The organism is Flavobacterium gillisiae, assembly GCF_900107635.1.
GTDB classification, from domain to species: domain Bacteria; phylum Bacteroidota; class Bacteroidia; order Flavobacteriales; family Flavobacteriaceae; genus Flavobacterium; species Flavobacterium gillisiae.
Genome location: NZ_FNRD01000003.1, coordinates 164,977 through 191,894, shown reverse-complemented (window position 1 = coordinate 191,894; position 26,918 = coordinate 164,977). Strand labels below are relative to the sequence as shown.

The 26,918-nt window shown below is 33.9% G+C and carries 25 protein-coding genes and 1 tRNA gene; 8 read left to right on the top strand and 18 right to left on the bottom strand.

Going from position 1 to position 26,918, the window contains the following annotated elements; genetic code table 11:
• The first annotated feature begins 136 nt into the window (after positions 1-136).
• Both BLV35_RS06035 and BLV35_RS06030 read left to right on the top strand, forming a co-directional pair.
• The gene (locus BLV35_RS06035) at positions 137-1,360 is read left to right on the top strand and encodes a metallophosphoesterase family protein (RefSeq protein WP_091086315.1); all 1,224 of its coding nucleotides are present in this window, start codon (positions 137-139) and stop codon (positions 1,358-1,360) included.
• Positions 1,361-1,372: 12 nt separating this feature from the next.
• On the top strand, positions 1,373-4,417 hold the full coding sequence (locus BLV35_RS06030) for an AAA family ATPase (protein ID WP_091086312.1): 3,045 nt from the start codon (positions 1,373-1,375) through the stop codon (positions 4,415-4,417).
• A 112-nt stretch (positions 4,418-4,529) separates the two neighbouring features.
• Here BLV35_RS06030 and BLV35_RS06025 read toward each other — a convergent pair.
• Positions 4,530-4,603 (bottom strand) — tRNA-Arg (locus tag BLV35_RS06025).
• A 69-nt stretch (positions 4,604-4,672) separates the two neighbouring features.
• Between BLV35_RS06025 and BLV35_RS06020 the strand changes: the two genes are divergently transcribed.
• A complete protein-coding gene (locus tag BLV35_RS06020; RefSeq protein WP_091086309.1) occupies positions 4,673-5,185 on the top strand; it encodes an adenine phosphoribosyltransferase in 513 nt (170 codons plus the stop codon).
• Here the strand turns inward: BLV35_RS06020 and BLV35_RS06015 are convergent.
• The 4 genes from BLV35_RS06015 to BLV35_RS06000 form a co-directional block, all read right to left on the bottom strand.
• On the bottom strand, positions 5,182-5,322 hold the full coding sequence (locus BLV35_RS06015; RefSeq protein WP_091086305.1) for an SsrA-binding protein: 141 nt from the start codon (positions 5,320-5,322) through the stop codon (positions 5,182-5,184). The genes BLV35_RS06020 and BLV35_RS06015 overlap by 4 nt on opposite strands.
• A 294-nt stretch (positions 5,323-5,616) precedes the next feature.
• Positions 5,617-7,383 (bottom strand): M56 family metallopeptidase, encoded by a 1,767-nt coding sequence (locus tag BLV35_RS06010; protein ID WP_091086302.1) that lies wholly within the window; start codon positions 7,381-7,383, stop codon positions 5,617-5,619.
• A gap of 39 nt (positions 7,384-7,422) precedes the next feature.
• On the bottom strand, positions 7,423-7,791 hold the full coding sequence (locus tag BLV35_RS06005) for a BlaI/MecI/CopY family transcriptional regulator (RefSeq protein ID WP_091086299.1): 369 nt from the start codon (positions 7,789-7,791) through the stop codon (positions 7,423-7,425).
• A gap of 254 nt (positions 7,792-8,045) precedes the next feature.
• Positions 8,046-9,266, bottom strand: coding sequence for an MDR family MFS transporter (locus tag BLV35_RS06000; protein WP_091086296.1), 1,221 nt, complete (start codon positions 9,264-9,266; stop codon positions 8,046-8,048).
• A gap of 95 nt (positions 9,267-9,361) precedes the next feature.
• Between BLV35_RS06000 and BLV35_RS05995 the strand changes: the two genes are divergently transcribed.
• The 5 genes from BLV35_RS05995 (at position 9,362) to BLV35_RS05975 (ending at position 13,030) form a co-directional block, all read left to right on the top strand.
• Complete coding sequence (locus BLV35_RS05995; protein ID WP_091086725.1) at positions 9,362-9,964, top strand: DUF1684 domain-containing protein; 603 nt, start codon at positions 9,362-9,364, stop codon at positions 9,962-9,964.
• Positions 9,964-10,620 carry a TatD family hydrolase gene (locus BLV35_RS05990; protein WP_091086294.1) on the top strand — a complete coding sequence of 219 codons (657 nt, stop codon included), beginning with the start codon at positions 9,964-9,966 and terminating at the stop codon, positions 10,618-10,620. The genes BLV35_RS05995 and BLV35_RS05990 overlap by 1 nt, the downstream gene beginning before the upstream one ends.
• A gap of 70 nt (positions 10,621-10,690) precedes the next feature.
• Positions 10,691-11,407, top strand: coding sequence for a tRNA threonylcarbamoyladenosine dehydratase (locus BLV35_RS05985; RefSeq protein WP_091086290.1), 717 nt, complete (start codon positions 10,691-10,693; stop codon positions 11,405-11,407).
• A 51-nt stretch (positions 11,408-11,458) separates the two neighbouring features.
• Positions 11,459-12,124, top strand: a complete 666-nt coding sequence (locus BLV35_RS05980) for an HAD family hydrolase (RefSeq protein ID WP_091086287.1) — start codon at positions 11,459-11,461, stop codon at positions 12,122-12,124.
• A gap of 63 nt (positions 12,125-12,187) precedes the next feature.
• Positions 12,188-13,030, top strand: a complete 843-nt coding sequence (locus BLV35_RS05975) for a DUF2911 domain-containing protein (protein ID WP_091086283.1) — start codon at positions 12,188-12,190, stop codon at positions 13,028-13,030.
• 71 nt (positions 13,031-13,101) lie between these two features.
• Here BLV35_RS05975 and BLV35_RS05970 read toward each other — a convergent pair whose 3' ends face one another.
• From BLV35_RS05970 to BLV35_RS05910, 13 genes are all read right to left on the bottom strand, one after another.
• Positions 13,102-13,542, bottom strand: a complete 441-nt coding sequence (locus BLV35_RS05970; RefSeq protein WP_091086279.1) for a carboxypeptidase-like regulatory domain-containing protein — start codon at positions 13,540-13,542, stop codon at positions 13,102-13,104.
• Positions 13,543-13,548: 6 nt separating this feature from the next.
• On the bottom strand, positions 13,549-15,276 hold the full coding sequence (locus tag BLV35_RS05965; protein WP_091086275.1) for a sodium:solute symporter family protein: 1,728 nt from the start codon (positions 15,274-15,276) through the stop codon (positions 13,549-13,551).
• A 121-nt stretch (positions 15,277-15,397) separates the two neighbouring features.
• Positions 15,398-17,929: a PIG-L family deacetylase gene (locus tag BLV35_RS05960; RefSeq protein WP_091086271.1), complete on the bottom strand. Its 2,532-nt coding sequence runs from the start codon at positions 17,927-17,929 to the stop codon at positions 15,398-15,400.
• 379 nt (positions 17,930-18,308) lie between these two features.
• Positions 18,309-18,923, bottom strand: coding sequence for a hypothetical protein (locus BLV35_RS05955; RefSeq protein ID WP_091086267.1), 615 nt, complete (start codon positions 18,921-18,923; stop codon positions 18,309-18,311).
• A gap of 178 nt (positions 18,924-19,101) precedes the next feature.
• Positions 19,102-19,563, bottom strand: coding sequence for a hypothetical protein (locus tag BLV35_RS05950; RefSeq protein WP_091086264.1), 462 nt, complete (start codon positions 19,561-19,563; stop codon positions 19,102-19,104).
• 169 nt (positions 19,564-19,732) lie between these two features.
• Positions 19,733-20,035 (bottom strand): hypothetical protein, encoded by a 303-nt coding sequence (locus tag BLV35_RS05945; RefSeq protein ID WP_091086261.1) that lies wholly within the window; start codon positions 20,033-20,035, stop codon positions 19,733-19,735.
• A 170-nt stretch (positions 20,036-20,205) separates the two neighbouring features.
• Complete coding sequence (locus BLV35_RS05940; protein WP_091086259.1) at positions 20,206-22,026, bottom strand: BamA/TamA family outer membrane protein; 1,821 nt, start codon at positions 22,024-22,026, stop codon at positions 20,206-20,208.
• Positions 22,027-22,129: 103 nt separating this feature from the next.
• Positions 22,130-23,311 carry an AI-2E family transporter gene (locus BLV35_RS05935; protein ID WP_091086256.1) on the bottom strand — a complete coding sequence of 394 codons (1,182 nt, stop codon included), beginning with the start codon at positions 23,309-23,311 and terminating at the stop codon, positions 22,130-22,132.
• A 181-nt stretch (positions 23,312-23,492) separates the two neighbouring features.
• Positions 23,493-24,023, bottom strand: coding sequence for a mechanosensitive ion channel domain-containing protein (locus BLV35_RS05930; protein ID WP_091086254.1), 531 nt, complete (start codon positions 24,021-24,023; stop codon positions 23,493-23,495).
• A gap of 12 nt (positions 24,024-24,035) precedes the next feature.
• Entirely contained in the window at positions 24,036-24,620 is a 585-nt protein-coding gene (locus tag BLV35_RS05925) for a Maf-like protein (protein ID WP_091086249.1), read from the bottom strand.
• The gene (locus BLV35_RS05920) at positions 24,607-25,539 is read right to left on the bottom strand and encodes a geranylgeranylglycerol-phosphate geranylgeranyltransferase (protein WP_091086246.1); all 933 of its coding nucleotides are present in this window, start codon (positions 25,537-25,539) and stop codon (positions 24,607-24,609) included. Before BLV35_RS05920 ends, BLV35_RS05925 begins: the two co-directional genes overlap by 14 nt.
• A gap of 73 nt (positions 25,540-25,612) precedes the next feature.
• The gene (locus BLV35_RS05915) at positions 25,613-26,140 is read right to left on the bottom strand and encodes a KdsC family phosphatase (RefSeq protein WP_091086243.1); all 528 of its coding nucleotides are present in this window, start codon (positions 26,138-26,140) and stop codon (positions 25,613-25,615) included.
• The gene (locus BLV35_RS05910) at positions 26,124-26,897 is read right to left on the bottom strand and encodes a Rossmann-like and DUF2520 domain-containing protein (protein ID WP_091086239.1); all 774 of its coding nucleotides are present in this window, start codon (positions 26,895-26,897) and stop codon (positions 26,124-26,126) included. The genes BLV35_RS05915 and BLV35_RS05910 overlap by 17 nt, the downstream gene beginning before the upstream one ends.
• Positions 26,898-26,918 lie beyond the last annotated feature (21 nt).

Genomic DNA, 26,918 nt, shown 5'->3' with positions numbered 1-26,918 from the left:
GTACTAAAGATCGTTTTTAATTTAGTAATTTTACAACGTTTCATTTGTATAAAAAGGTATTTTTCGGCTAGTTTGCTATTGTGAAGGCTACTGTTGAACCGATTTGATAATAAACTACACATTATAAAATTATAGCATGAAAATACTGCATACTGCCGATTGGCATTTAGGAAAAAAACTGGATCATTTTTCGCGATTGGAAGAACAGAAGATCGTCATGAATGAAATTTGCGAAATTGCCGACAGTCAAAATGCAGATGTAGTTATAGTGGCAGGTGACTTATTTGACACCTTCAATCCGCCAATCGAAGCCATAGATTTACTATATAAAACGCTCAAAAGACTCACCAATAATGGCAAACGTCCTGTAATTGCTATTGCAGGAAATCACGACAGTCCAGATCGAATAGATTCCCCAAATCCTTTGGCGCGTGAATGTGGGATATTGTTTGTAGGTAATCCAGATGTTACGATTCCAACCATAACTATTGAGAACGGGTTCGAAATAACCCAATCAGAAAACGGGTTTATAGAAATTCAGTTGCCGCAATACGATTTTCCTATTCGAATAATAACTACGCCTTACGCGAACGAAATGCGCTTGAAAACCTATTTAGGAGCCGAAAATAAAGAACAACAATTGAATCAGTTATTGCAAGATTCTTGGGCTGCACTTGCCGATAAATATTGCGATACTAAGGGTGTGAATATCCTGACTACCCATTTGTACATGCTCAAGCGTGGAGGTGAAATCCTAGAAGAGCCCGATGGCGAAAAACCATTGCGTATTGGGAATGCTGATATCGTTTATACCGATTGTATTCCGAACCAAATGCAATACACTGCTTTGGGACATTTGCATCGCTTTCAGAATGTGGGCGGGCATCCAAGTCCTGTAGTGTATTCCAGTAGTCCACTGTCCTATAGTTTTTCGGAAGCGGGACAAGAAAAGAAAGTAGTTCTAATTGAAGCGCAACCCAATGAGGCCGTAAAATTTACGGGTATTCCGTTGCAATCGGGTCGGGTTTTACATCGAAAAAGATTTGAAAATATAGACGAAGCCGTAAGTTGGTTACTAGACAATCCGTATTGTTTGGTTGAATTGACCTTGGTGAGTGATACCTTTTTTACCACTCAAGATTTAAAGAAAATCCATGAAAGCCACGACGGAATTATCTTCATTATTCCTATTGTGAATAAGAATGGTGCTGATAATAAGGATGCTCCCAAAGTCAATTTGGAACAAGATATTCAAGGATTATTTAAAGATTACTTTGTATCCAAACACAAACAAGAACCCAACGACGAATTATTGGATTTGTTCAATGAAATTATCGGAAGTCAAGCTAAAAACGATTAAAAAACACCCTTTATGTTACCATTAAAATTAAGTATTAGCGGTTTGTATTCGTACCAAAAAAAGCAAACCATTGATTTTGAAGAATTGACAAATGCGGGTTTGTTTGGGATTTTTGGAGCAGTTGGTTCTGGGAAATCATCTATTTTAGAAGCGATTGGTTTTGTCTTGTATGGAGAAACGGAGCGATTGAACAGCAGAGACAAACGTTCGTATAACATGCTAAATCTAAAATCAGATAGAGCTAATATCGAATTTGAATTTCTAAATTTTGAAGAACGAAAATTCAAGTTTGTAGCCGATTGGAAGCGAAATAAAAAACGTTTTGAAGAAACCACAACTATAGAACGCTTGGCGTACGAATGGAAAGAGGAGGAATGGGTTCCCATGACTTCTGCCGATGCAACGGTATTAATCGGACTTACCTATGAAAATTTTCGTCGTACAATCATCATTCCGCAAGGGAAGTTCAAAGAATTTTTAGACTTAAAAGGAAAAGATCGTTCGGATATGATGAAAGAAATTTTTCATTTGCAGCGATTTGATTTAGCGTCGAAAGTGGCAACCGCGCAAAGTGCTGCCAGAACACAATTGGATCAACTTAAAGGAGCTTTATCAGGGTTTGAAGCGATTTCGAAAGAAACCATTTCAGCTTTAGAAGAGGAAGTAGAAGTAGCGAATACAGAATTACAAACGAATAAAACCGAATTGGAATTGGTGGAAACCGAGTTCCAAAAAATGACCACTTTAAAAACTAATTTTGAAGATTTAGAAAAAAAGAAAAGCCTTCTTTCGACTTTTATCGAACAAAAACCCAAAATGGATGCGCTACAAACGGAGATCGATACGTTTGAAATCACAGACAAAGCTTTTAAGGTGGTACTAAATGAGTTGGGTGCTGCAAACATAACTTTATCTAAAGCAAAAGAACAATTGGTTTTGCTCGAAAGCAATAAAAAAGGAGTAGAGGAGAGCAGGAAAGCGAATCAAACTGTAATGGAACAATTACAACCGCTGTTCGACCAATTAGAAACTTCTAAAAATAAAGTCTCCGATTTAGAATCGATTGAAAAAATAGTTGGTTTGCAGTTGGAAGTTGCGTTAATCGAGAAAAAGAGTAAAGCTAGCGAACTATTATTTTTAGAAAGTGAAAAAAAAGAAATCGAGTTAAAGAAAGAATTAGCGACTATTCAAACAGAATTGGTTGCTTTGAAGTCTAAAAAACTCGATGGAAACGTATTGGGAGAGCTGGGGAATTGGTTTACTAAACAAGAATCTTTAGTAGAGCAATTAACGACGAAAGCGACAAGAATCAGTGTTATTCAAGACTATTTAGAGAAGCAAAAAGTTTTGTTTTCAGAATTAGACTTGCCTGTGGAGACTTGGAAAACAGTTTTAGATACAAAACGAGAACAGCTTTCGAAAGAAAACAAAACTGTTTTGGCAACCAAAACAAAGCTTTTGGTTTCCAAAGAATTAGCGCATTTTGCCCATAATTTGCACGATGGCGAAAACTGCCCTTTGTGCGGGTCGCTGGAACATCCTCATGTGATGCAAGCCGAAGATGTTTCGGACCAATTGGCGGTTGTGGAAGCCACGATTTTAAAATTAGAAAATAGCGAAAAAGAAATTGCTTTACTCGAAAAGAAAGCTTTCAAAATAGAAAACGATAGTACACATGCCGTCGAACAATTGCGACTTACTGTTATTGATAAAGAAGCTTTGGAATCCGACTCCAAAATTCATCTTTCAAAATTTATTTGGGCAGCATTTAGTGCTACAGATAATCCTGGTTTCTTGGCGAAAAAGCAAGAGCAACAAATTATTGAAAAAGCGATATCCGAGACCGAAAAAAAGGAAAAAGATACTCGTACACTGCAGGAACAACTAGCAGAACAACTGAAAGTTCAATCGACAAATAAAGGAAATATCGCCAATGAAAAAGCAGCCATATCAGGAGCGATTACCAATGAATTATCTCAGCTAAAAGTACTTGACTTCGCGGTTTATGCGCAAACCGATATAGCGGTAATTCGCGATAAAAAAACAAAATTACATTTAGAAAACAGCAGAATAGCATCAGAATATAAATTAAAATCGGATGCGATTGTACTTCAAGATAAAGAATTAGCAGGTATAGAAGCCAGTTTGAAACTGATCAGTGACCAAGTGGTTTCAAACGAACAATTAGTACTCGAAATCCAAAAGAAAATAACAACATTACTTCAAACACATCAATTAGATTCGATAGATGCTGTGCAGGCAATTCTTTCTAAAACTTGGGACATTGAAGTAGAGAAAGCCCGAGCCAAGCAGTTTGCTGTAGATTTAAAAGTAGCAGAGAATGCTGTTATCGAATCAGAGAAGTTGGTAATGAACGAGCGCTTTGATAGTACAATTTTTGAAGATAAACGAATTCTGGTTGCAGAGGGTAAATTAAAGTTTGAAACGCAATTAGGAAAGCTATCTACTTTGCAGGACAACTTAAAACGTATCAACGCATCGTTGGTAGAAAAAGCAGCCTTATTAGCTCAGTTTGAAGTACTAAATACACGTTCTACAAACTTAGCTACGCTGGCCAATATGTTTAACGCAAGTGGTTTTGTAAACTATGTTTCTAGTATTTATTTGCAAAATTTAGCAGATGTGGCCAATGTCCGTTTTCATCGTATGACTAAAAACCAACTGAGTTTGACGATCAATACTTCCAACGAATTTGAAGTGATTGATTACTTAAACGACGGTGCTTCTAGAAGTGTAAAAACGCTTTCAGGAGGCCAAGGTTTTCAAGCTTCTTTATGTTTGGCTTTGGCATTGGCGGAGAGCGTTCAATCCTTAAATAAAAACGATAAGAATTTCTTTTTTATTGACGAAGGTTTTGGAACGCAAGACCCCGAAAGTGTAGCTATTGTATTTGAAACCCTGCAATCGCTTTACAAGGAAAACCGAATTGTCGGAATCATTTCGCACGTTGCAGAACTGCAAGAACGTATTCCTCGTTCTATCAATGTGATAAAGGATGAGGAGCATGGAAGTGTGGTGAGAGAGAGTTGGAGGTAGGGTGTTTAGTTCCCGACTTTTATGCTTGATACTATCTTAGCTCTAATTAGTTGATTTTAGGCGGATTTTGACTGTAAAACATAAAAAAACCCCAACATCTGTTGGGGTTTTGTGACCTTGACTGGATTCAAACCAGTAACCTCTTGAGCCGTAATCAAGTGCGCTATTCAGTTGCGCCACAAGGCCGTATTGCGGGTGCAAAGTTAGGAATAAATGTGTGATTTGCAAGTCTTATTTAATATAAAATTAAAAAAAATGTCATTAAAAAAGTATATACGTGATATTCAGGGATTTCCAAAAGAAGGAATTTTGTTTAAAGACATTACTCCTTTGCTAATTGACCCAAAAGGGAGAACCGAATGCTTAAAAACATTGGTCGATTCCTTAAAAGGAAAGCAAATCGATAAAGTGATAGGAGTAGAGAGTAGAGGATTTTTCTTCGGAATGCTGCTTGCACAAGAATTGAATGTTGGTTTTATACCAGTTAGAAAACCTAATAAGTTACCTTTTGACACTATTTCTGCAAGCTATGATTTAGAATATGGGTCCGATACTTTAGAGATTCATACCGATGCGATCCAAAAAGGAGATAGGATACTGATTCATGATGATGTCCTTGCTACTGGAGGAACGGCACAAGCAGTGTGCGAACTAGTAGAACGGCTGGGAGGTGAAATCGTTCAATTGAATTTCTTAATGGAAATCTCTTTTCTAAAGGGAAGAGAAAAAATCAAGGAATATGAGATTTTTTCGGCGATTACATATTAACCTAAAGCGCGGGTTGTAACATAATAGCGGTAGCCAATGATTGCCATTTGCCATTTTTTGGCTTTGGCCAAATCCGTTCGCTGTTTTGTAAAACTTGGTAACAGTATTTTATTGATTTTCGCCAGAATTTTAAACATACTTTTTTTTCAAAGATATAAAAAAAGACGGTCATGATGCTGAGGGCACTGAAAAAGTCCCTGTTTTCGAAAACTCGCTAAAAGGTCGATTAAATAAGAGTTTGATTTAATTTGATATCTTTTTTTTAATCAAATTTGATTTTCTGAGTTTACAGAGGTTTATAATAATGAAAAAGAGCATAAACATTACTGTTTATGCTCTTTTTTTGTTTTTTACAATTTTTACATTTTAGGGACTTTTTCAGTGCCCTCATGATGCTGACCGTCTTTTTTGGTTTTAATAGTGGGATGAAGTTATTTTTTAGTTTCAATTTCTATAATACCATTTACTGCCTTTTCACCATATTTCTTTATAGCGTTTTGTTTTGTAATTTCAGTTCCATTTGATGGTTTTTGTATACCCACATTAATAATATCTTCAGGGTCTAGTTTGTCGATTGCTTTATAATCACTTATTTTTCCATTTATTATTACAACTGCTTTTTTATAATCTACATTTTTATCTTGCTGTATATTTTTAACGTTATCCTTTGAATCACTTAACCGAAAATTTATTTCCCAGCCATTGTTGTTTTTAGTTTGGATTTCAATTTTGTCATTTTTTTCAGTAGAACTTTTAGATTTAGTAACGTTCATCTTACTTATTAAAGTAGGATCTAATAGGTCTAGTTCTTTCTTAGTGGATTTAATACCATCTATATAAATATCGGTATCTAAAGTTATTCCCTCTTTCTCTCTTTTTACAACGGTAACAGTACGCGTAGTTTTTGGTTTTTGTACGCCATTAAGATTGGTAGGGTCTATTTTCTCTAACTCTAATTGAGTTGCATTTCTATTCTGTTCAAAAACCATTACCTTATCATCGTCAGGAATCTCTGTTAGTTTATTATTGATCCAAACTTTGCTTTCGGGACTAAGGCTATTTTTTTTGGTTATAATGGTAACGGTCGATTTATCATTGGTTTTAGAAACATTCATAGTACTAATGTCATTTGGATTAGTATTATCCATCTCTTCTTTAGTAACTTTTTTTCCATCAATAAAAATTTCAGTATTGGCATCCAAACCTTTATTTTGGGATTTATTTACCATGATAGCTCTATATTTCTTAGTACTATCTTTTTCTTGATGCAGTACATCATTAGCTCCAGAAGGATCATTTGAACTCACTTTAATAATTTCTTCTTTCAGCTTTTCTTGTGCTACAACTTCAATTTGGAACAACAATACAAAGCCAACTAATGCAGGAACTACACTTGCATACTTCCAGGAATTCCTTTTGTTTGATTGGTTTTTGTTTAACATAACAATTCGTTTTTTGATTAATGATTGATAAAAATGATTGGTAATGGCAACACAATTCTCTTGTGTTGTTATTTTTAAAAGCGTGATTTGGTAGGCTTTTTTATCTAATATTTTTTTAGAAGCTTCGCTGTCAGCAATAAATTCTAGATTTTGTAGGATTGCTTTTTTGTAAAACCAAACGATGGGATTAAACCAAAATACAATACAAAATAAGCGCGAAATCAATACATCTATGGTATGATGCTGCTCGCTGTGCACTTTTTCGTGTTCTATTATACTTTCTAGCTCCGCAGTACTGTATAAAGCCGAATTGTACACAATGGTATTAAAGAAGGAGAAAGGAGCCAGGTTTTCCTTGATGTCAATAAATTTAAAATCAGCTTGCCGTTGAATCGGCTTTCCTTTAAAGACTTTTTGAAGACTGTAAAAATCAAACCCAAATTTAGCCAACAAACTCAATACTGCAGTGCAGTACGTTAATGCAAGTCCTAAGTAAATATATTCTTCGGTGTGATCTTCTTCAATGGCTGTACTGAGTGGCAATGATGACCAATCATAGTTTATAGGAGTTGGCTCTACCCATATTATTTTTGTAAAAACCAGTAACGGTAACAAGGCTGAAGTAACTAATCCAGCCAAAAGAAACCATCGGTTGCTAGTAAAAAACGTTTCTTTTCGCAACAAAAAATGATAAGCAACAAAAAACAGCAGCAGCAAACCACCGGATTTTAATAAGTAAAGTGCAATTGATTCCATAAATGATAGTTTTTGTGTCGCCTCCTTAAAATTATAGTATTATTTCTCTTGTTTTGGAGCTTCAATCATCGCCAAAATCTCCCTTAATTCAGCAGCCGAAATCTTTTCCTCTTTTGCAAAAAAGGACACCATATTTTTATATGAACTATTAAAATAAGTATCAATTGCCGTACTCATAAAACGTTTTCTATAGTCTTCAATACTTACTATTGGGTAGTATTGATGCGTATTTCCGTATGCGTTATGGGCAACGTATCCTTTCTCTTCCAGATTCCGCACGATGGTCGAAAGCGTATTGTAATGTGGCTGATCTTCCGTTATTTCTGCCATTACTTCTTTTACAAATGCCTTTTTTAGCTTCCATAAAATTTGCATGATCTCTTCTTCTTTGTTTGTTAACTTTTGCATAGCATAATATTTATTTGGGCGTTTCCCTACGGGTCAGGCTATCCGGCTGTATCTCGTTGTCCCTAAAGGTCGGGATTACGAGGATGTCGCCTACTATCCTTAACGCAATTCAAACTTACAACTATATTTATAGTTAACAAACTATAAAAGCAGTTATTTAACTATTTTTTAAGTTTTAAGCAAATTAGGGCGCAAAAACTACTCCTTTAAAAATAAAAAGAAAAAATAAAAGTGCAGTAGAGGTGGTGGTTAGCTTAGACGAGGCTGTTTTCGGTTTTAAGTAATTTTTGCAACCAGATACAACAAAAGCCAGCTGTGACACCTAGGGTTCCCATAACCAACCAATTGATTTGGTAACCAAATGCAGCAATGATTTCAAGTCCAGCTTTTGAACTAACAATATGAGCTAAACTAAAACTCATCGTGTACAAAGCCATATATCGTCCTTCATGACCTTTTGGTGCTCTACTCAAAGCAAATGTATTCGAAAATGGAAAAGCTAGTATTTCACCAATAGAGATAAAGATCATACTGATGATTAAAATTCCTGCCCAAACATTGACTAATAAGGTGTAGAAGCTGAGGGACATTAAAAGGGAACCCCAAAGAATGACTTTTAGTTTCTGAACTTTTTTTCTTTCAAAATAACTAACAATTGGCATTTCTAGGGCAAAAATCAACAGCCCATTTAAGGTTAATAATAGACCGGATTGAAACTCACTTAAACCAAACATCTCACTGTGATAGAGTGGTAAAGTGGTAAAGAGTTGAAAGAAAATCATAGCCGTTACAAAACTAACGTATAAGAATAGCCAAAATATTTTATCTTTAAATACAGAAGCAGCAGCTAATATAGTAGCATGTGGGTCTTGATATGAAGCTTTTTTCTTTTCCTTTACCAGTATAGCAAAAATTAAAATAGCTACAATACAAGAGGTTCCATCGACCCAAAAGAGGCCTTTGTAGCCCATTCCCATAATTATTAAACCACCTAAAGCTGGTCCTGCAGCAAAACCAAGATTCACCGCTAAACGCACTAAAGTTAACGAACGGGTTCTATTTTCAGGTTTAGCATAAGCGCCAAGTGACACAAACATTGCCGGTCTAAACATATCTGCCAAGGTCATAATACTGAACATTCCTAAGCAAAGGCCCCAAAAGGAGGTAATGTATTGCAGAATGAAAAAGAAAACGCCGCTGCTAAACAAACTAAAAACCATTACTTTATAGAAGCCTATTTTATCCGAAAGTTTGCCACCCAGCCACGAGCCCAACATGGATCCCATTCCAAAAGCAACCATAATCCAACCTACTTCCCCATAGGAAAAATGTAAATCTTCCTTTAAATATTTAGATAGGAAAGGAAGCACCATCGTTCCAGCACGATTTATAAACGTAATAATGGTAAGTATCCAAATCTCTCTTGAAAATCCTTTGAAGTTGTTTATGTAGCGATTAAAAGCGGTTTTTAGCATTATAATTAGTTAGGAACTGCAAAGGTAAAAAACTTTGTAAGTTTAAGTCTTTGCGGCTTTGTAACTTTTAAACTATTTTTGCTAAAATGAAAAAGATGAAAAACAGCCTACTCCTTATTTTTTTATTGCAATTAACTTTTGGTTTTGCACAAGAAAAATTTAAAATCAGTTCTACAGAGAAATTTCAAAAAGAAATTAATGGTGAATATGCCGATGCTAAAACAAGTCCTTTAACTAAGGGTGATTTGGCAAGTTTTAAGACTTTAAATTTTTATCCAATAAATGAAAAATATTTTGTTATAGCCCAATTTACAAGAACAGAAAAGGAGAAACCGTTTGAGATGAAAACATCAACGGACAGAAAACCAATCTATGTGAAATATGGAGAAGTGGACTTCACCATTGATGGAAAAGCATTAAAATTGAATGTATATAAGAATATTGAACTTTCGAAACAGAAAAAATACAAAGATTATTTATTTTTGCCGTTTTCAGATCTTACATGCGGCAACGAAAGTTATATAGGAGGAAAGTATATCGATTTGGAAATACCTAAAGGAAACACGATTGCTATAGATTTTAACACATCGTATAATCCATATTGTGCTTACAATCATATTTATTCCTGTCCTAAGGTTCCTTTAGAAAATGATTTGGATATCGAAATTAAGGCGGGCGTTAAAAACTTTCATAACTAATGAAATTCTTCAATTTCCATACTCATAAATTCACTAACCATGTTGATGTGCTAGAATTAGTTAATCAGTATCCGCAGGAGTTCGACGCGACGATTCCATTTTATTCCATCGGAATTCACCCTTGGTATATTGTGGAGGATAGAGTGGAAACAGATTTGGCAATTATCGAAAGCAAATTACAAGAAAAAAATTGCCTTGCTGTAGGAGAATGTGGATTAGATAAAAGAATAGAAATACCATTAGAGCTGCAACAATTAGTTTTCGAAAAGCAATTGCTTTTGGCACAGAAATACAATAAAGCAGTGGTAATTCATTGTGTAGCGGCTTTTCAGGAAGTGATTGATACTAAGAAGAGATTGAATATTTCAGTTCCTATGATTATTCATGGGTACTCTAAAAATACGCAATTGGCCAAACAACTATTGGATAACGGGTTTTATATTTCGTTTGGAAAATATTTATTACGTAATCCAGAATTGGAATCGGTTTTTACAAGTATTCCAAATAATCGTTTTTTCTTAGAAACGGATACTGTAGAAGAAAATATAGATGCCGTATATAATTTGGCGGCTAAATATAAGGGCGTAAATTTGGAGGAAATCCAAAAACAAATAAGCAGTAATTTTCAAGCCGTTTTTAAAACGGACTTGATTTAAAATAGCAAATAGTCAGAAGGAGAAGTTTCTTTGAACTTTAAACCTTAAACTTTTAAACAAAAAAACAGCAATGGCAGAGTGGACAGAAAGAGCAGAGCTTTTATTTAAAAAAGAAGGATTAGATAAACTACAAAAAGCAAATGTATTGGTCGTAGGCCTTGGTGGCGTGGGATCTTTCGCAGCTGAATTTTTGGCTAGAGCAGGAGTAGGGACCATGACGATTGTAGATGGAGATGTGGTCGATATTACAAATATAAATCGTCAATTACCAGCTTTACATTCGACAATAGGACAACCTAAAATCACCATCGTAGGCGATCGATTGATGGATATTAATCCGGAATTAAAACTGACACGAGTTCAGGAATTCCTTTCGCCAGAACGTGCATTTGAAATCGTTAGCGAAGAATTTGATTATGTTTTAGACTGTATCGACAGCATAACGCCTAAATTGAATTTGATCATTGCGGCCAAAAGAAAAAGAGTAAAGATAATAAGCAGCATGGGTGCTGGTGGAAAGATGGAAGCTTCAAAAGTGAAAGTGTCTGATATCAGTACTACTGTAAATTGTTTTCTAGCAAAAACAATCCGTAGACGTTTGAAAGAAGTCAAAATCGATAAATTAAAAGTGGTTTTTTCATCGGAAATTCAAGATGATGCCAGTTTGAAAATGACCGATGGCTCAAATTATAAAAGATCTTTTTATGGAACGAACAGCTATATGCCGGGATTATTTGGTCTATACGCTGCTGAAACCGTGATTCGTTATTTATTAAAAAAGGAGTAGTGAAAAATTAAAGAAGACGAAATGTCTTTACGCCTTTGTGGCAAAATAAAAATGATACAAACAGTAATTTTCGATATGGATGGCGTAATTGTAGATACCGAACCGGTACATCGTTATGCTTATTTTCAGCAGTTTGGCGAATTAAATATAAATGTAACTGAAGAGCAATTTACTTCATTTACAGGAAATTCTACTAGGAATGTTTTTCAGAAAATAAAAGCTATTTTCAATTTGGAACAGGATGTTGAAGAGATGATCCAAAGAAAAAGAGCTATTTTCAATGATGCTTTCGACAGCAAAGAAGATTTAGAATTATTAGAAGGAGTAGAAAAACTAATCATCGATTTTCATGCTAAAGGAATGCAGTTAATTTTAGCTTCTTCCGCTTCCAAAGTAACTATTGAAAGGGTTTTTGGTCGCTTTAAGTTGCATAACTACTTCACACATATTGTGAGTGGTGAGGATTTTCCAAAATCCAAACCAGATCCTGCAATTTTCGTACATGCCGCTTCTTTATCACTTGTTCCAAAAGCGAATTGTATAATTATTGAAGACAGTACAAGCGGTGTTAAAGCGGCTAAAGCGGCTGGTATTTACTGCGTAGGTTACAATAGCATTCATTCTAAAATGCAAGATTTATCAGAGGCGGATGTCATAATTAATCATTTTTCGGAATTAGATTTTGAAAAAGTTAAAACTATTAAATCCAAATTATAGAATAATTAACATATTAAACTATCTGAATTTGTAATTTTGAAATTCACAAATAATCACAATAGTATGAAAAAAATATTAATTGCTTTAGCTATTATCATCACTCAATTTACAATTGAGGCACAAATTAAAACACCACAATCGAGTCCGAAGTCGACTATTGATCAAGTTGTAGGTCTGACGGATGTAGAAATTGTTTATTCTAGACCATCTGCAAGAGGTAGAGCGGTTTTTGGTAACTTGGTTCCCTTTGGAGAACTTTGGAGAACAGGAGCTAATGAAAACACCACAATATCGTTTAGTGATGACGTCATCATCGATGGTAAAACATTGAAGAAAGGAAAATATGCACTATATACGATTCCAAATATTCAAAGTTGGGAAGTTATTTTTTATACTGCGACAGACAACTGGGGTACACCAAAAGAATTTAATGAAGCAAATGTTGCACTACGTACAGTTGTAAAGGAAGAATCTACACCAAAAGCGGTGGAGACTTTTACAATTGGAATAAATGGTTTGGATACTAATTTTGCTTTCTTAGAAATGTATTGGGAAAATTCTCGTGTTGCTTTAAAATTTGAAGTACCTAGTCAAAAAAATGCGATTGCAAGTATAGAAAAGGTATTAGCTGGTCCTGCTGCTACAGATTATTTTTCAGCAGCTCAGTTTTACTATCAATCTAACGGAGATATTAATACAGCAAGAACCTACATTGATAAAGCATTAGAATTAAGTGCGGAGAAACCGTTTTATTTTTTACGTCAGCGTTCATTGATTCAAGCAAAACAAGGTGATAAAAAAGGAGCTGTCGAAACTGCAAAATTATCTCTTAAGGCTGCTGAAGTCGCTGGAAATAAGGATTATGTTAAAATGAACAAAGAAAGTATTTCAGAATGGAGTAAGTAAATCTCAATTCTTATATAAAGAAATCCCGTTTCACATTTGATTGTGAAACGGGATTTTTTTATGAAGTAGAATTAGTTTTTTAACTGTTTTACCATTGGGCAATCGATAAAAGGTCTATCATCTTCAATTAAATAAAAATCAATTTTAACTTCATTTTTAGCGGTCAAATCAAGATAATTGGTTAGGACTGTTTTATACCCAAAAGCAATTACTTCGATGAAATCATAATCATATTTGTAATTTTTAGTTTTAAAAGAATATTCTCCTTGAGGTGAAGTTTGCATTTTATAACATCCTAAAGTTAGGCTTGCACGCTCTATCGGAATACCTGTTTTGACATCAAAGACTTTCCCTTTAATAGTTACTTCATCTGAATTTATTTTAGATTTAATTACATTTACTTTATACCCACCCTTGTTGTATGTGGGTGTCAACTCGTTTTTAATGGATGAACATCCAAAAAAGAAAACTAAGCTAGGAAATAATAGTAAAATAAAGCGGTATTTTTTCATTGGGATTTATACTTTAATTGCGTCTTTTTCTTTTCTAAAAACAGTAGATTGTAGTATTGCCGAAAGGACAATGGCAAGCATGGCACCAATGAAATTCAGCCATAAATAACCCAGTTTTTCTTCTCCGCTTGGATAGATATAGATTGCATAATAGTATATTATAAAAATCGTAATTTGACTTACCAATGCACTGTAAAAGATAGCCTGGGCTTTTACAAATTTGATGTAAAACCCTACCAAGAAAATTCCTAGTACTGTTCCGTAGAATATCGAACCAATAATATTTACTAATTGAATTAAATTTTCAAACAACGTACCAATACAGGCAAATAATATGGCAATAACTCCCCAGAACAAAGTGAAAAATTTTGTGGCATTAAGATAATGTTTATCTGATTTGACTCCTTTTATATTTCGCTTATAGATATCTATCGCCGTTGTAGAAGCTAAGGCGTTAAGACCAGAAGCAGTCGAAGACATGGCAGCAGAGATTATTACGGCTAATAATAGTCCTATAAGTCCTTTAGGTAGGTAGTTTAATATAAAGTGAAAAAAGACATAATCTTTATCGTTTGTTTCGCTACCGCTATCGGCTTTTAAAATAATTTCTTTGGCTCGATCCCTTAAATCTTTTTCCTTCGTAGATAAGGCAACTAATTCTTTTCGTAGAATTGGATTATCATAGTCTTGATTAAGTTGATCTATATACAGCAGATTAATTACTTTTTTATCTTCTGAGAGCGCATCCAGTTTCTGTTCTAAAACATGATATTCTGCTTTGTATTGCGATTTATCAACGGTAACTTTATTATTTGGATTGAAATTTAAAGGTACTGGATTGAATTGGAAAAAAACAAAAACCATTACTCCAGTCAATAAGATGAAAAATTGCATAGGCACTTTTAAAAGCCCATTCATAATTAATCCCATTTGGCTTTCGCGAACTGATTTCCCTGACAAATAACGACCTACCTGCGATTGGTCTGTTCCAAAATAGGCTAGAGCCAAGAAAAAACCACCAGTGATTCCGCTCCAAAAGGTATATTTATCTTCTGGATCTGTAGAAAAACTTACAATGTTCATTTTATCATTTGCACCAGCAATATGCAACGCATTACTGAAGGTCATTTCGTTTGGTAAAAAATGCAGAATAAGGAAAAAAGTAATTAACATTCCCGACATAATCACAAACATTTGTTGTTTTTGGGTGACATTTACCGCTTTTGTACCTCCTGAAAAGGTGTAGACAATTACAAGTACACCAATGACAATATTCATGTAGGTAAGATTCCATCCTAGTATCGCCGATAGGATAATGGCAGGAGCATAGATCGTTAACCCTGTTCCTAATCCGCGTTGAAATAAGAATAAAATTGCGGCGAGCGAACGGGTTTTTAGATCAAATCGTTGCTCGAGGTATTCATAAGCGGTATAAACCTTGTATTTATGGTATATTGGAATAAAAGTCAAACAAATAACAATCATAGCAATAGGCAGACCAAAGTAGAACTGTAAAAATCCCATTCCGTCGTGATACGCCTGTCCAGGAGTTGATAAAAAGGTGATGGCGCTGGCTTGCGTGGCCATTACAGAAAGTCCAACAGTATACCAAGGTGTTTCATTACCACCAAGAATAAAGTCTTCTACGTTTTTACTTCCTTTGGTTTTCCAAGCGCCGTAGACCACAATAAAAAGTAAGGTACCTATAAGTACAATCCAATCGAATAACTGCATAGTTTAAGAGTATAATTTCATTATTAGATAAAAAGCTAAGATATAAATAGCATTAGCTACCAGTACCATTGTGTAATCCTTTTTCCAAGGTTTTGTTTTTTTTGGTTCCATGTTTATGACTTTAGTTTTTTAAGGTTTGTGCAGGAACGGTTACTGGCGCTTTCAACGAAATCATATTCGACAAAAGTCTATAAGCACCTGGCACTCCTTCCGGTAATTCTCTGAATAAGCTTAAACCGGTATAAATATAGTATCCTTTTCCATAAGGCGCAACCAATAAGGCACCATTTGTTGGACTTTCTCCTTTGTCATTTGAAGATAAAATAGGAGTGAAGGCCTTGTCAAATTCACTTGGATAATATAGACCTTGTTCTTGCGTCCAACCTTCAAAATCTTTAGTCGTGATTTTATTGGGATAATTTAAAACAGGATGGTTAGGGGCTAAAAATCGTACTTCTGCATTTTCTTCGGTTACTCGGTCACGAGATATTTTTAATGGATAAGGAGAAATGTCGGCAGGAATTGCACTGTCTGGTGTATTGTATTGAACGATCATCGTTTTTCCGCCTTTAACAAAATCAAGAAGTATTTTTTGTTTGTTTTCCAATGAAGGAAGTACATTATAAGCGCGGATTCCGGTCATCACAACATCAAAAGCTTCTAATTTTTCAGGCGTGATTTCGTCAGGATCTAAAAGTGTTACTTTATAACCCATCTGTGTAAGACCTTCGGGAACTTCGTCACCTGCGCCCATGATGTAACCAATTTTTTGATTGTTTATTTTAAGGTCTAATTTGATAAATTTTGCTTCAGCAGGTTTCAATATCTGTTGCTTAGTGATATGCGGGTAATCTATTATTACTTGATCTTTATTAAATCTTTTAGTATCCACAGTAACAACACTTTTAGCAATGACTTCACTAGGCGTTGCGGGAGGAGTTACTTCAAAGTAAAACAATTGTTCCATTCCTTTTTTATCTAAGGTGAAGGGAATAGATTGCGGTGAAACAGTCCAATTGTTAGGTAATTCTAGTTGTAAATTCCCTTTTATATTATCTTTTCCGGCTTTTACTTTTACCGCAATTGGCTTTTTGTTTCCGTTATTAAAAAACGAAACATGATCTGTGATACTTGTAGTCACTTCGGGTACAATATCAAGAAAATTATACATTTCTCCTTTTACTTTATCATTGTATTTATAGACTACAAAGCGCTCAAATGGTATTGTAATTCCGTTAATTTGAACATTAAAAAACACCTTTACTTCTCTGATAATATCTGGAATCCCTATGTTTTTCTGGTCAGCAACAGTGTACATCCCAACAGTTCCTTTTTCTTTAAGCCAGTAGGGTTGTGTATATTCGATTGTTGAAGGCAGTTGAAAATCTAGGGTTATGTTTTCATCACTATTGTTTTTTAAAGCGGTATTGAAGACCGTATTTTTTTGGGATGGCAAAGTGGTTACGCTAACTAATTGCATATCGATGTTGCTTCTGTTTATCGCTTCTAGTTTTAGTGGTACTATACTACCAGGAGTTGCTTCCTGATTAACAGATACTGCTTCAAGATACAAGCCAGAACAAGCCGCGATTGTACTTTCAATTTCTTGTAGTTTTAGTGCTTTCCATTGATTATCCTTTAAGGACTGAATCATTGAATACGCTTTGGCCAAATCAGAAATACTTGCTGAAGGATTCGAAAAATCATATTTTGAAGCAATTTGAGAGAGTAATTCTCCAACGGGTTTTCCACCAGGAACACGATTCCAACTGGTATCAATTCCTTCAAAAATATCAGCCGTGTTTTTTAATCTTTCACCATTGATAAGTTCCAAATATTCTGATTCTTCACCGCGATTTCCTGTACTGCCAAAACCTTGCGACTGATGGCTGCTTCTGCTTAAGGCTGCAATTTCTTGGTTTGACTTTCCTAGGTTAGGGTAGTAGACTCCGGTTTCAATGGTTGTTAAATTTGTTTTATCTGCGGCATCGAATCTTTCTTTGCTACCATAAAACCACCAAGAAGTATTGAAAAACTGACGTTTAGGCTTCCAGGTGTTAACTAATTTTAATTGCTCAGGAAAAACGGTAGCATCATTAGTTAAATTAAAACTTTCGGTGCTAAGTAATGCTGAGGCTGTATGATGTCCATGTGTTGTACCTGCACTACGGTGGTCAAATCTGTTTATGATTACATCGGGTTGAAATTTTCGTATTGCCCAAACTACATCAGAAAGTACTTTTTCTTTATCCCAAATTTCAAGTGTTTCATCAGGGTTTTTCGAAAACCCAAAATCATTGGCACGGGAGAAAAACTGCTCGCCACCATCAATTTTTCTGGCCTCAAGTAGTTCCTGTGTTCTAATCACTCCTAGCAATTCCCGTAATTGAGGACCTATTAGGTTTTGGCCTCCATCACCACGTGTTAATGACAAATATCCCGTTCTTGCTTTTTTTTCATTGGATAAATAAGAAATTAGACGTGTATTTTCATCATCTGGATGTGCTGCGATATAGAGTACAGATCCTAAGAAATTTAACTTCTGAATTTGGTTGTAAATTTCAACTGAATTTGGTTTTTGAGGCTGTTGCGCTAGTAGTATTTGGAAACAAAAAAGAAAAATTAAAATATATTGAATTTTATTTTTGAGCATTTTTTTAAAGTTTAATTGCAATTAGCTCAAATGTAGTAATTAAATATTTTTTTTTTAGGTTTCTTATTTTCTTTGTTGGAAAAGAAACTGATATACTTATATAAAAAAAGAGAACACTGTTATAGGAGGGCACTGAAAAAGTCCCTTCAAGACAAGAAATAGTAAAAACCAAAAAAGAGCATAAACGGTAGTGTTTATGCTCTTTTTTCTTGTTCTAAAAACCTTGAGCTATCAGAAAATCAAATTTGAGTAAAAAATAGAGATTAAAGCAAATCAAACCCTTATTTGATCGATTTTTTAATGACTTTTTAAAAAGAGAGATTTTTTCAGTGCCCTCTGTTATAGTGCTCTCTTTTTTTAATCTATTTAATACTTGAGATTAACGTCTCCCATGGTTATTTTTTTCATGGTTCCCACGCTTTTTATTATTGCTTTTGCGATTATCATACTTTTTATGATTATCGGATTTTTTATGGTTTCTTACAGATGTACGGTCATTTGATGATCTATGGCTATCTGCATATCTTCTGTCATTTGAATACCTGTGATTTTTTGCATATCTGTGATTATCATATGTTCTATGATTGCTATTTGCATATCTATGATCGTCATATCTATGTCCAATTGTTCTTTGACGTTGATTTCTATACTTTGCACTATATCTTTGGTTGTGGTTATTATAGTGAGCATAAGGTCTGTGACCATGGTACCCGTTTAGCACTACTTTATATCCATTGTATAAATCATAGTTTCTATATTGTCTTGGTAAGTATCTTGATCTAACCCATCTTCCATTTCCAAAATATACAAATAGGGATGCTCTAACGTCATAATAGGCTTGTACGTCCGGTAAATAGTAATATTCTGCTGCTGCATATCCTGAAGGACCCCAGGCTGGAGCTGTTCCTATATTTAAATTTACTGAAACTTGTGCTTGAATTGAACTGGATACGAGTAGAATTATTCCAACGGCTAATAGTTTTAATGTTTTCATCTTTTCTGTTTTTTTTTGTATTTATATTTAATATCGTATTGTCTAGAATGATACTTTTATGGTAAATCCAACAACTGTGCCAAGATGATTTTATTAACATATAGTTGGATGTTAATCTAGGCCCAAAAAAAAAGAGAAACGCAGTTCGCGTTTCTCTTTTTTTAGTAGGAAATAGAAATTAATGTTTTCCCTTTCCATGATCGTTGTTTCCTTTTCCATTACCTTTTGCTTTACTACTGCTATTAGAATGGCTACTATTTCTTTTTCCTATTGATTTTTGTGGTTTACCTTTATATCCTTTAAAATATTTTGCTTTATGGCCTTTATAATATTTATAAGGTGTTCTACCGTGATAATCGTTTAATACCACCTTGTATCCACTATATAAATCATAGTTTCTATATTGTCTAGGTAAGTATCTTGATCGTACCCAATTACCGTTTCCAAAATAAATAAATTGCGATGCTCTAATGTCGTAATACGCTTGAACATCTGGTAAGTAATAATATTCTGTTTCTGCATATCCTGAAGGACCCCATGCTGGAGGAGTACCAATATTGACGTTTACAGAAACTTGTGCACTTACTGATCCTGCTATAAAGAGAACTATTCCCAGCGCAAGTAATTTAAATTTTTTCATTTTTGTTATATTTAATTAATATTCGATTTGAGGTATTTATATTTTCAATACACAATAACTATAGCCAACTATTGTGCCAGACTAATTGTGTTAACATTCATTTAAGTTTTTTCAAAAAAAAAAGAAACGTATGCACGCTTCTTTTTTTTTAAAACTTAGGGGTGATTTATTATAATAATAAAATCAATAAAAGAATAATAATTATTATTGCTCCTACAGAGAAATAAACACCATTTCCAGATGCTTTTAATTCTGATTTAATTTCACGAACTTCTTTACGTAGTTCTTTTTTCTCTGAAGAATTTAAAGAAGATTTATCCATTTCTTTAATTTCTTCTAAACGATTAAGCATTGTTTGCACTTCAGCAGGAACTTCTTTTGCAACTGGATTTTTTTCAGCTCCTAACATTGTAGTTGGAACAGCACATAATGATAATACCATTATCATTAAATAGAAACTTAGTTTTTTCATCTTTTTTTGGTTTTAATTTAACATGATTATTTTTATAAAGGTAATAACAATTTGGCAATCAGAGTTGTATAATTAAGCACTATTTTTATAAAATTCACACTTTTATTAAAGGATTAGTGTTTGTAAGATGGTGGATATTGATACTGTAATAAGTGAGTTTACTTATTTCATTATTTATATAGAACTGTTCGGGGCTTAGCTAGTTCAAAACTTTGCAGTCCGAAATCTGATGTTTGAAAAGCATTAGTTGTAAAGATATTATCGCCTTGAAAAGGAATTGTTGGATAATAGGAAAGCGATAATTGGAAAGAACGGAAGACCAAGTAATCATTGTTTATGATCACACCAATACCGATTTTAGAATACCCTTTATTTGTTGTTCTCCCATCCACATTATTTCCTAATAAGGCGATGGAGTAATTAAAATAAGGATTCAGTCTAAATCCTCCAATATCTTTTGGAGCATATGCTTGAGTTTGTAAAGTCATTATCATTTTACTGGTTCCGTAGATAGCGCTATTAAAACCTTGAATTCCAGAATCTTCATTAATAGTTAATCTATCACCTATCGAATTCTGTCGATTTATACCAATAATGACTTGGGGTTTGATAAATTGCCTTAATTTCCAATTTCCCAGTTCCATCAATTTGGTAAAATAGTTAGCTTGAAATGAAAAAGCAGTTTGTTCTGTTTTCGAATTATTAAAGAAGGTGCCCACTTCAAAATTAGTACTTAAGAAGCCCCATTTATGGTATTTCCCAAAAGAAACTTGTGCGCCTAAATACGGTCTCCAACTATAATTTTTCTTTTGATAGCCAAATGTTAAACCGTAGCTTCTGCCTATTGGTACGTCTTCCACTATTCCGTTTCTAAAAATATATTGATCTTTAATAAACTGACGGGTATTAATACCAATTCCCGATAAAATTAATTGTTCGCCCGAAAAGAAATTGATAGGATCATATTCAATACTAGGGCTTTCAATATAATTGATATTCAAGAACCGTCCAGTTAAAATTAAATTTGTAGTTCGATCATTGATTGTATTCTCCTTAAAAATTTGAAATGCTTTTCCAACCCAAAAATCATGGGAACTAAATTTAAAATTTTGCTCTACATAGTTTAAATCTGCGGTCTGTAAAGTATCTTTTCTAAATTGCTGATCTAAATAAATACCACCGGCCCATTTTGCTAAAGGGGAATAGAAAGGGCGTTCAACCGCTATGCTTTTCGAATAATAATCTTCTAAATCATTTTGATATTTAAATACGGTTCTAACAAAAGTATTTCTGATATTAGGAACAGTATAGGCTAAATTATTAGCACTTTTTCCATCGCTGGAACGATGGGTATAGATATAATCCAGTTGATGACCAATACCAAAAAAATTTCTTTCATTAACGCCTAACGACATTTTAGTGCCTGAAAGCGCAATTTTAGGGATAGTACTCCAAGAATCTAATACTCGAATAGAAACATCTACAGAATCAGATTGAGAAGTAGGTGTTTCAACTGAGATAGTAACTCGGTTTACAAATTTTTGCATCCTAATAATACGCTCAGATTCTTTTATTAAGAATGCATTGTAGGGTGTATTTTTTTTGAAAAGCAAGAGGTTTTTTATGGCTATTTTTTTACTTTTCAGATGTAATCTGTTTCCTGTTCGTTCTCCCCAATTCCTAGGGTTTTTTGTAGTATCAACGTCGGAATAACCAAAAGGGTCTAAAGTTATAATATTGATACTCCTAATTATTTTACCTTCAACGATTAGTTTTTTTTGTGGTTTTACGGCCTGCTTTTTCTTTTTTGAATTTATCGGTTCAAAAATAATGGTATGTAAAAATCGAGTGAATTTATTTTTTTTAGAATAGGTTTGAATATTTTCATACACCTCCAAGCTGTCTTTCTCCGTTTTTTTAATTTGCGAAAAAGAAAGCTGATAGCAAAAAAGCATCAAAATAAACAGTACTATTTTTGGTTGTGAAGGCATTTAAAAATATTTAAAATAAGAATTAAAGCGCAACATTTTTTAGTTTACTGTAACACACTATTACGGTGTTGTATTGTCGATATTGAGGGTGAAAATTGCTATTTTAGTTTGTATTCGATTCCGTTATAGGTTCTGTAAAGTCATCATCAGAAACAGTAATTTTCACTTGACCCATTTCCGATGGCTTTTCCGGTACTAGTGGGTTTTTATTTTTCCAAATAAAATTTTTAGGTAAGTTATCTCCCATCAAATAGCCCCAGGCTTCTAAAGATTCAATTCTGTCAAAAATAATTTTAAGTATAGCTAATATAGGAATGGCTAAAAACATTCCTGCAATCCCTGCAATTCCACCTCCTAATATGATACCTATAATGGAGACGAACGCATTTATTTGAACTTTTGTATTTATAATAAGCGGGACAAGGATATTATTATCTATTATTTGAACTACTATATTTACACCAATAACTCCCAGAATTATAGACAAGTCTGGAGTACCCGTTAGTGAAGATAGAATTGTTAAAATTCCGGCAACCAGAATCCCGATATATGGAATTAGATTTAGGATACCTGTAATTATACCTAATAAAATAAAGTAAGGGACACCAATAATATAAAGACCGATGCTTGTTAAAATAGAAACAAAGATCATCTCGATTATCAGACCTGAAATATAACTTTGAACGGAACCTTTTATTTGAGTTAAGATTTCCTGTAATTTTGGATGGTGTTCTTTTCTAAATAGCTTAGTTAAAAACAAGATGAAATGTGTTCTATATAAAAGAATCAAGAACGTATAAATAGGAATTAATGTAATATCCAAAAGGGTGTTCGTAACAGATATTAGAGTAGTACCGATAGTTTCTTTTCCTTTTTTTACAGAATCTTGGGTTACATCTTCAAGATATTTTCTTTGTTCCCAGATACTTACATGGAAATTGGTTCTTATGTATCTTTGAATATCTGTTGTAAAAAGATTAATATTTTTTCTAATCTCAGCAAAATCACTTGCAATGTCACTAATTTGATAAGAGATAAAGGCAAGTATCGCAATGATTAGCGAAACAAAAAGTATTACGGTTATTGAAACGGCCAGCACATGCGGGAAACGGAATTTAGAATTTAAAAAGTGAACCATTGGTAACAATAATACCGCAAATAAAAAGGCAAGTAATATTGGAATTAAAACACTTTTCCCCATATAGAAAATATAGGTGATGGCAATCAAACTTACTAGTGAAAAAGTAAGTCTAACATAAAAAGGAATTTTGATTAAGGTATTCATACAATTTTATATTTATAGAAACTAAATGCTATAGTAATCGTTTAATGCTTTGCAGGCAAATTTGATATTTTATTGATTGTAGTCCGTTATATGTTTTTTATTATTTGTTATATAATTACTACTTGCAAACCATAAATTTAGAACAAATAAATAGTACCATTTAATTTTTTGCAAAATAAAACTAGTCAACAAACTCATTGTCATCAAAATGATGTTTCATAATCGAAATGCCTTTTTGAAAAAGCAAGTTATTTGGATAGATAATCATTTCACCTTCTTTCGTTTTTAAAGATACATGGAACGCTTTAATATCTTCAATTTCGGCTACTATAGGAAAATCTTTATCATGAATTTGGATTACATCTCCAATTTTAAATGGAAAAGAGAAAAACAGAATAATACCTGAAGTAATATTACTTAAAATAGACCATTGAGCAAACATAGCCACACCTACAACGGTTGTGATGGAGGAAATGGCGATGATGATGTCTTTCGGTTGGACACCCCAGATCAATATTAAAGCAATTATTGCCAGAATATTAGTCAGTAGATGTAAGTATTTGACAACTAAATTTGTTCGATGTTCTATAATATGAGTTACCCTTGCAAAGCGTCTAACCAGTCTTGAAGTGATTATTCGCAAAGCAAAAACAATTAGTAATAGAATCCCAGTTCCAATTACTTCTTTTGTAAAATCGTTAAAAAAAGACATGTTTTTTTTGTTTTAAGCTAAGTTACTCAAATATTCATAAACCTTGTCCACAGGCATCCCCATTACATTAGCATAAGAACCTTCGATTTTTGAAACAGCTATAAATCCTATCCATTCCTGTATACCATATGCTCCAGCCTTATCGAAAGGTTTGTAATTATCAATATAATAATTAATTGCCTCATCACTGAGTTCGTTGAAAGTAACTTTTGTTATTTCGTGTAGCAGCTCTGTTTTCGAATTGGTTTTAAAGCAAACGGATGTAATTACTTCATGAGTAGCATTCGATAGCGATTTTAAAATAGCAAAGGCATCCTGCTTGTCGGTTGGTTTTCCTAAAGCTTTATTATTATGCCAAACAATAGTATCGCTCGTTACTAGAATTTCATTTTCTTGTAATCCTCCTTCAAAAGCACCAGCTTTCAATTCGGCTAGATAGTTTGTGATCTCTTCTCTTTTTAGATGTGGTGGATAAATCTCTTCGACTTCTTTCAATCGAATTTCAAAATCCAGTTCCAAATCTTTAAAGAATTGTTGTCTTCTGGGAGAACCGGAGGCCAAAATCAGTTTGTATTGTTTTAATTTATCTTGAAGCATTGTATTTTATATTTAAGGTGATGATTACTATGGATAGAATTCCGAAAAATAAAATCCATTTTAGTAGAGTACTTAAGGTATGAAATTCCTCTTTGGATTTGGCTGTCCAAATCTTAATGGTAAAAAAAATAAGTGGGGCCAAAACAAAAAGAAAGGAGTACAGTGTTGCAATAAATAAATCATTGGCGACAAAATAGGTTTTAGTATAAACGAATAGCGCGATTATCGATACAAGTCCTAATGTAAAAACTAATTTTGTTGTTTTTGCGATGCCTAAAGTGATAGCCAGCGTTTTCATGCCTTGGTTTTTGTCACCGTTGATATCCTCTAAATCCTTAACTATTTCCCGAATAAAATTAATTAAAAAAGCAAATAAGGCATAATCTAATAGAATAGAAAACAAATTGGCCATTAGAAGTTGGTTCCCTGCGTCAATTACAGGATACAAATCGAAAACACCAATAATCACGACACTAAATGCCAGTAACAGTGCGACAACAACATTACCTAATACCATCATTTGTTTTAAACTGGTCGCGTAGATATAAAGAGTTGCTGCAATCAGAATAAAAATAGCGGCAAATGAAGGCTTTAAAATAACGTTAGACAAATAAAAACCTAGGAGGACTCCACTTATATTTAAAGTGGCATAAATGTTATAAGCAGCAGATTCAGAAATGTTTTTACCAATGATAACTCGATCTGGTTTATTGTCTAAATCTGTATTTTGATCAAAAATGTCGTTGATTACATAACCCGCCGCCGCGATTAAAACGGTACTCAGTATTAATAATCCGTATTGCCAATCGCTTAACGCCAAAGGAATATTTTGCAATTTCAAAAAACCGTATCTAAAGATCAATTGCATAAAGGCAAGCATCAGTAGGTTTTGGTATCGAATGAGTTTCAGGTATTTCATTTATTCATTTATTCAGTATTCAGTTGCGGATTAGACTGTTATTCCATAACTGAATAGTGATCACTGTTAATTATTAATCAAGCTTGCCGTCAAAATAAGACATCCATTTTCCTTGTACTTTCATTACCTGCTCGATAACGTCGCGAGCCGCTCCTTTTCCACCATTTATATGCGATATGTAAGTAGAAATAGATTTTATTTCTGGCGTAGCGTCCTGTGGACACGTTGGTAAACCTACTAATTTCATCACATGATAATCAGGGATGTCATCTCCCATATATAAAACCTGCTCTGGATTGATATTGTACAATTCAATGTATTCTTTAAACGTTTCTACTTTATCAGGAGTACCCAAATGGATATCTGTTACCCCCAGATTTCGCAATCTTACGCGAACTCCTTCATTACTTCCTCCCGAAATAACGCAAACATTATAGCCGCTTTCCACAGCTGCTTTCATAGCATAACCGTCACGGATATTCATCGTTCTAAGGATTTCTCCCTCAGTGGTTACAAATACCGCGCTGTCTGTAAGTACGCCATCCACGTCGAAAATAAAAGTGGTGATGTCGTTCATTATTGTTTTATAACTTTTTGCCATTATCTTGTATAGATTGTGTTATGATTTTATAAATAGTTGATTGATTTTTGTCCGATAAAAATAATTGATGTGATTCAATTGTCTTTAAATCATTTCGCTTTGCTGGTCCTGTTTGGGCGTCTTTGGGCGAAATGGTCATTATTTTTTGAGCTGTTTCCAAAATCAAAGGTTTTAAAATATCGAAAGGAACTTGATTCTCCTGACAAATTTCATTTCCAATGGTGTATAAGTGATTGGTAAAGTTATTTACGAAAACTGCCGCTACGTGCAATGCTTTTCGTTGTTCAGAGTTAATAGCAAATACTTTATCTGAAATCACTTTAGCCACCTTTTCCAATAATCTGAAGTCAGTAGAGTTTTCGCTTTCTAAGCAAATGGGAATCGTCTTGAAATCTACTGCTTTATTTTTAGTAAAGGTTTGAAGCGGGTAAAAAACACCTCTTCGGTTGTTGTCATCTAAAACATCTAGTCCTACACTGCCTGAGGTGTGTACTACCAATCGGTTTTTAAAAGCTAATTGTGCAGCAACATTTCCAATGGCATCATCTGAGACCGCAATGATGTAGAGATCGGCCTCTAATAAATTAGCTATATCCGTTGTGATGAGACTAGCGTCTAATACGTTTGCCAGTGTGTTCGCTTTTCTAGAAAACACCTGTGCTAATTCAATTTCATCTCCTGTATTCTTGGAGTTTTGAAAAGCAGCAATTAAATGTTGCGCTACATTTCCGGAGCCTATAATAATAACTTTAACCATTTGGCAAAATTAGCAAAAAAA

Bases quoted from the DNA above. Each gene is read 5' to 3' on its own strand.
- BLV35_RS05990 (WP_091086294.1), top strand. From the start codon at position 9,964: ATGAAATTCTTCAATTTCCATACTCATAAATTCACTAACCATGTTGAT.
- BLV35_RS05910 (WP_091086239.1), bottom strand. From the start codon at position 26,897: ATGGTTAAAGTTATTATTATAGGCTCCGGAAATGTAGCGCAACATTTA.
- BLV35_RS05960 (WP_091086271.1), bottom strand. From the start codon at position 17,929: ATGCTCAAAAATAAAATTCAATATATTTTAATTTTTCTTTTTTGTTTC.
- BLV35_RS05935 (WP_091086256.1), bottom strand. From the start codon at position 23,311: ATGAATACCTTAATCAAAATTCCTTTTTATGTTAGACTTACTTTTTCA.
- BLV35_RS05950 (WP_091086264.1), bottom strand. From the start codon at position 19,563: ATGAAAAAATTTAAATTACTTGCGCTGGGAATAGTTCTCTTTATAGCA.
- BLV35_RS05955 (WP_091086267.1), bottom strand. From the start codon at position 18,923: ATGAAAACATTAAAACTATTAGCCGTTGGAATAATTCTACTCGTATCC.
- BLV35_RS06035 (WP_091086315.1), top strand. From the start codon at position 137: ATGAAAATACTGCATACTGCCGATTGGCATTTAGGAAAAAAACTGGAT.
- BLV35_RS06020 (WP_091086309.1), top strand. From the start codon at position 4,673: ATGTCATTAAAAAAGTATATACGTGATATTCAGGGATTTCCAAAAGAA.
- BLV35_RS06010 (WP_091086302.1), bottom strand. From the start codon at position 7,383: ATGGAATCAATTGCACTTTACTTATTAAAATCCGGTGGTTTGCTGCTG.
- BLV35_RS05930 (WP_091086254.1), bottom strand. From the start codon at position 24,023: ATGTCTTTTTTTAACGATTTTACAAAAGAAGTAATTGGAACTGGGATT.
- BLV35_RS06000 (WP_091086296.1), bottom strand. From the start codon at position 9,266: ATGCTAAAAACCGCTTTTAATCGCTACATAAACAACTTCAAAGGATTT.
- BLV35_RS05920 (WP_091086246.1), bottom strand. From the start codon at position 25,539: ATGAAATACCTGAAACTCATTCGATACCAAAACCTACTGATGCTTGCC.
- BLV35_RS05980 (WP_091086287.1), top strand. From the start codon at position 11,459: ATGATACAAACAGTAATTTTCGATATGGATGGCGTAATTGTAGATACC.
- BLV35_RS06005 (WP_091086299.1), bottom strand. From the start codon at position 7,791: ATGCAAAAGTTAACAAACAAAGAAGAAGAGATCATGCAAATTTTATGG.
- BLV35_RS05925 (WP_091086249.1), bottom strand. From the start codon at position 24,620: ATGCTTCAAGATAAATTAAAACAATACAAACTGATTTTGGCCTCCGGT.
- BLV35_RS05970 (WP_091086279.1), bottom strand. From the start codon at position 13,542: ATGAAAAAATACCGCTTTATTTTACTATTATTTCCTAGCTTAGTTTTC.
- BLV35_RS05940 (WP_091086259.1), bottom strand. From the start codon at position 22,026: ATGCCTTCACAACCAAAAATAGTACTGTTTATTTTGATGCTTTTTTGC.
- BLV35_RS05985 (WP_091086290.1), top strand. From the start codon at position 10,691: ATGGCAGAGTGGACAGAAAGAGCAGAGCTTTTATTTAAAAAAGAAGGA.
- BLV35_RS05965 (WP_091086275.1), bottom strand. From the start codon at position 15,276: ATGCAGTTATTCGATTGGATTGTACTTATAGGTACCTTACTTTTTATT.
- BLV35_RS06030 (WP_091086312.1), top strand. From the start codon at position 1,373: ATGTTACCATTAAAATTAAGTATTAGCGGTTTGTATTCGTACCAAAAA.
- BLV35_RS05915 (WP_091086243.1), bottom strand. From the start codon at position 26,140: ATGGCAAAAAGTTATAAAACAATAATGAACGACATCACCACTTTTATT.
- BLV35_RS05995 (WP_091086725.1), top strand. From the start codon at position 9,362: ATGAAAAACAGCCTACTCCTTATTTTTTTATTGCAATTAACTTTTGGT.
- BLV35_RS05945 (WP_091086261.1), bottom strand. From the start codon at position 20,035: ATGAAAAAACTAAGTTTCTATTTAATGATAATGGTATTATCATTATGT.
- BLV35_RS06015 (WP_091086305.1), bottom strand. From the start codon at position 5,322: ATGTTTAAAATTCTGGCGAAAATCAATAAAATACTGTTACCAAGTTTT.
- BLV35_RS05975 (WP_091086283.1), top strand. From the start codon at position 12,188: ATGAAAAAAATATTAATTGCTTTAGCTATTATCATCACTCAATTTACA.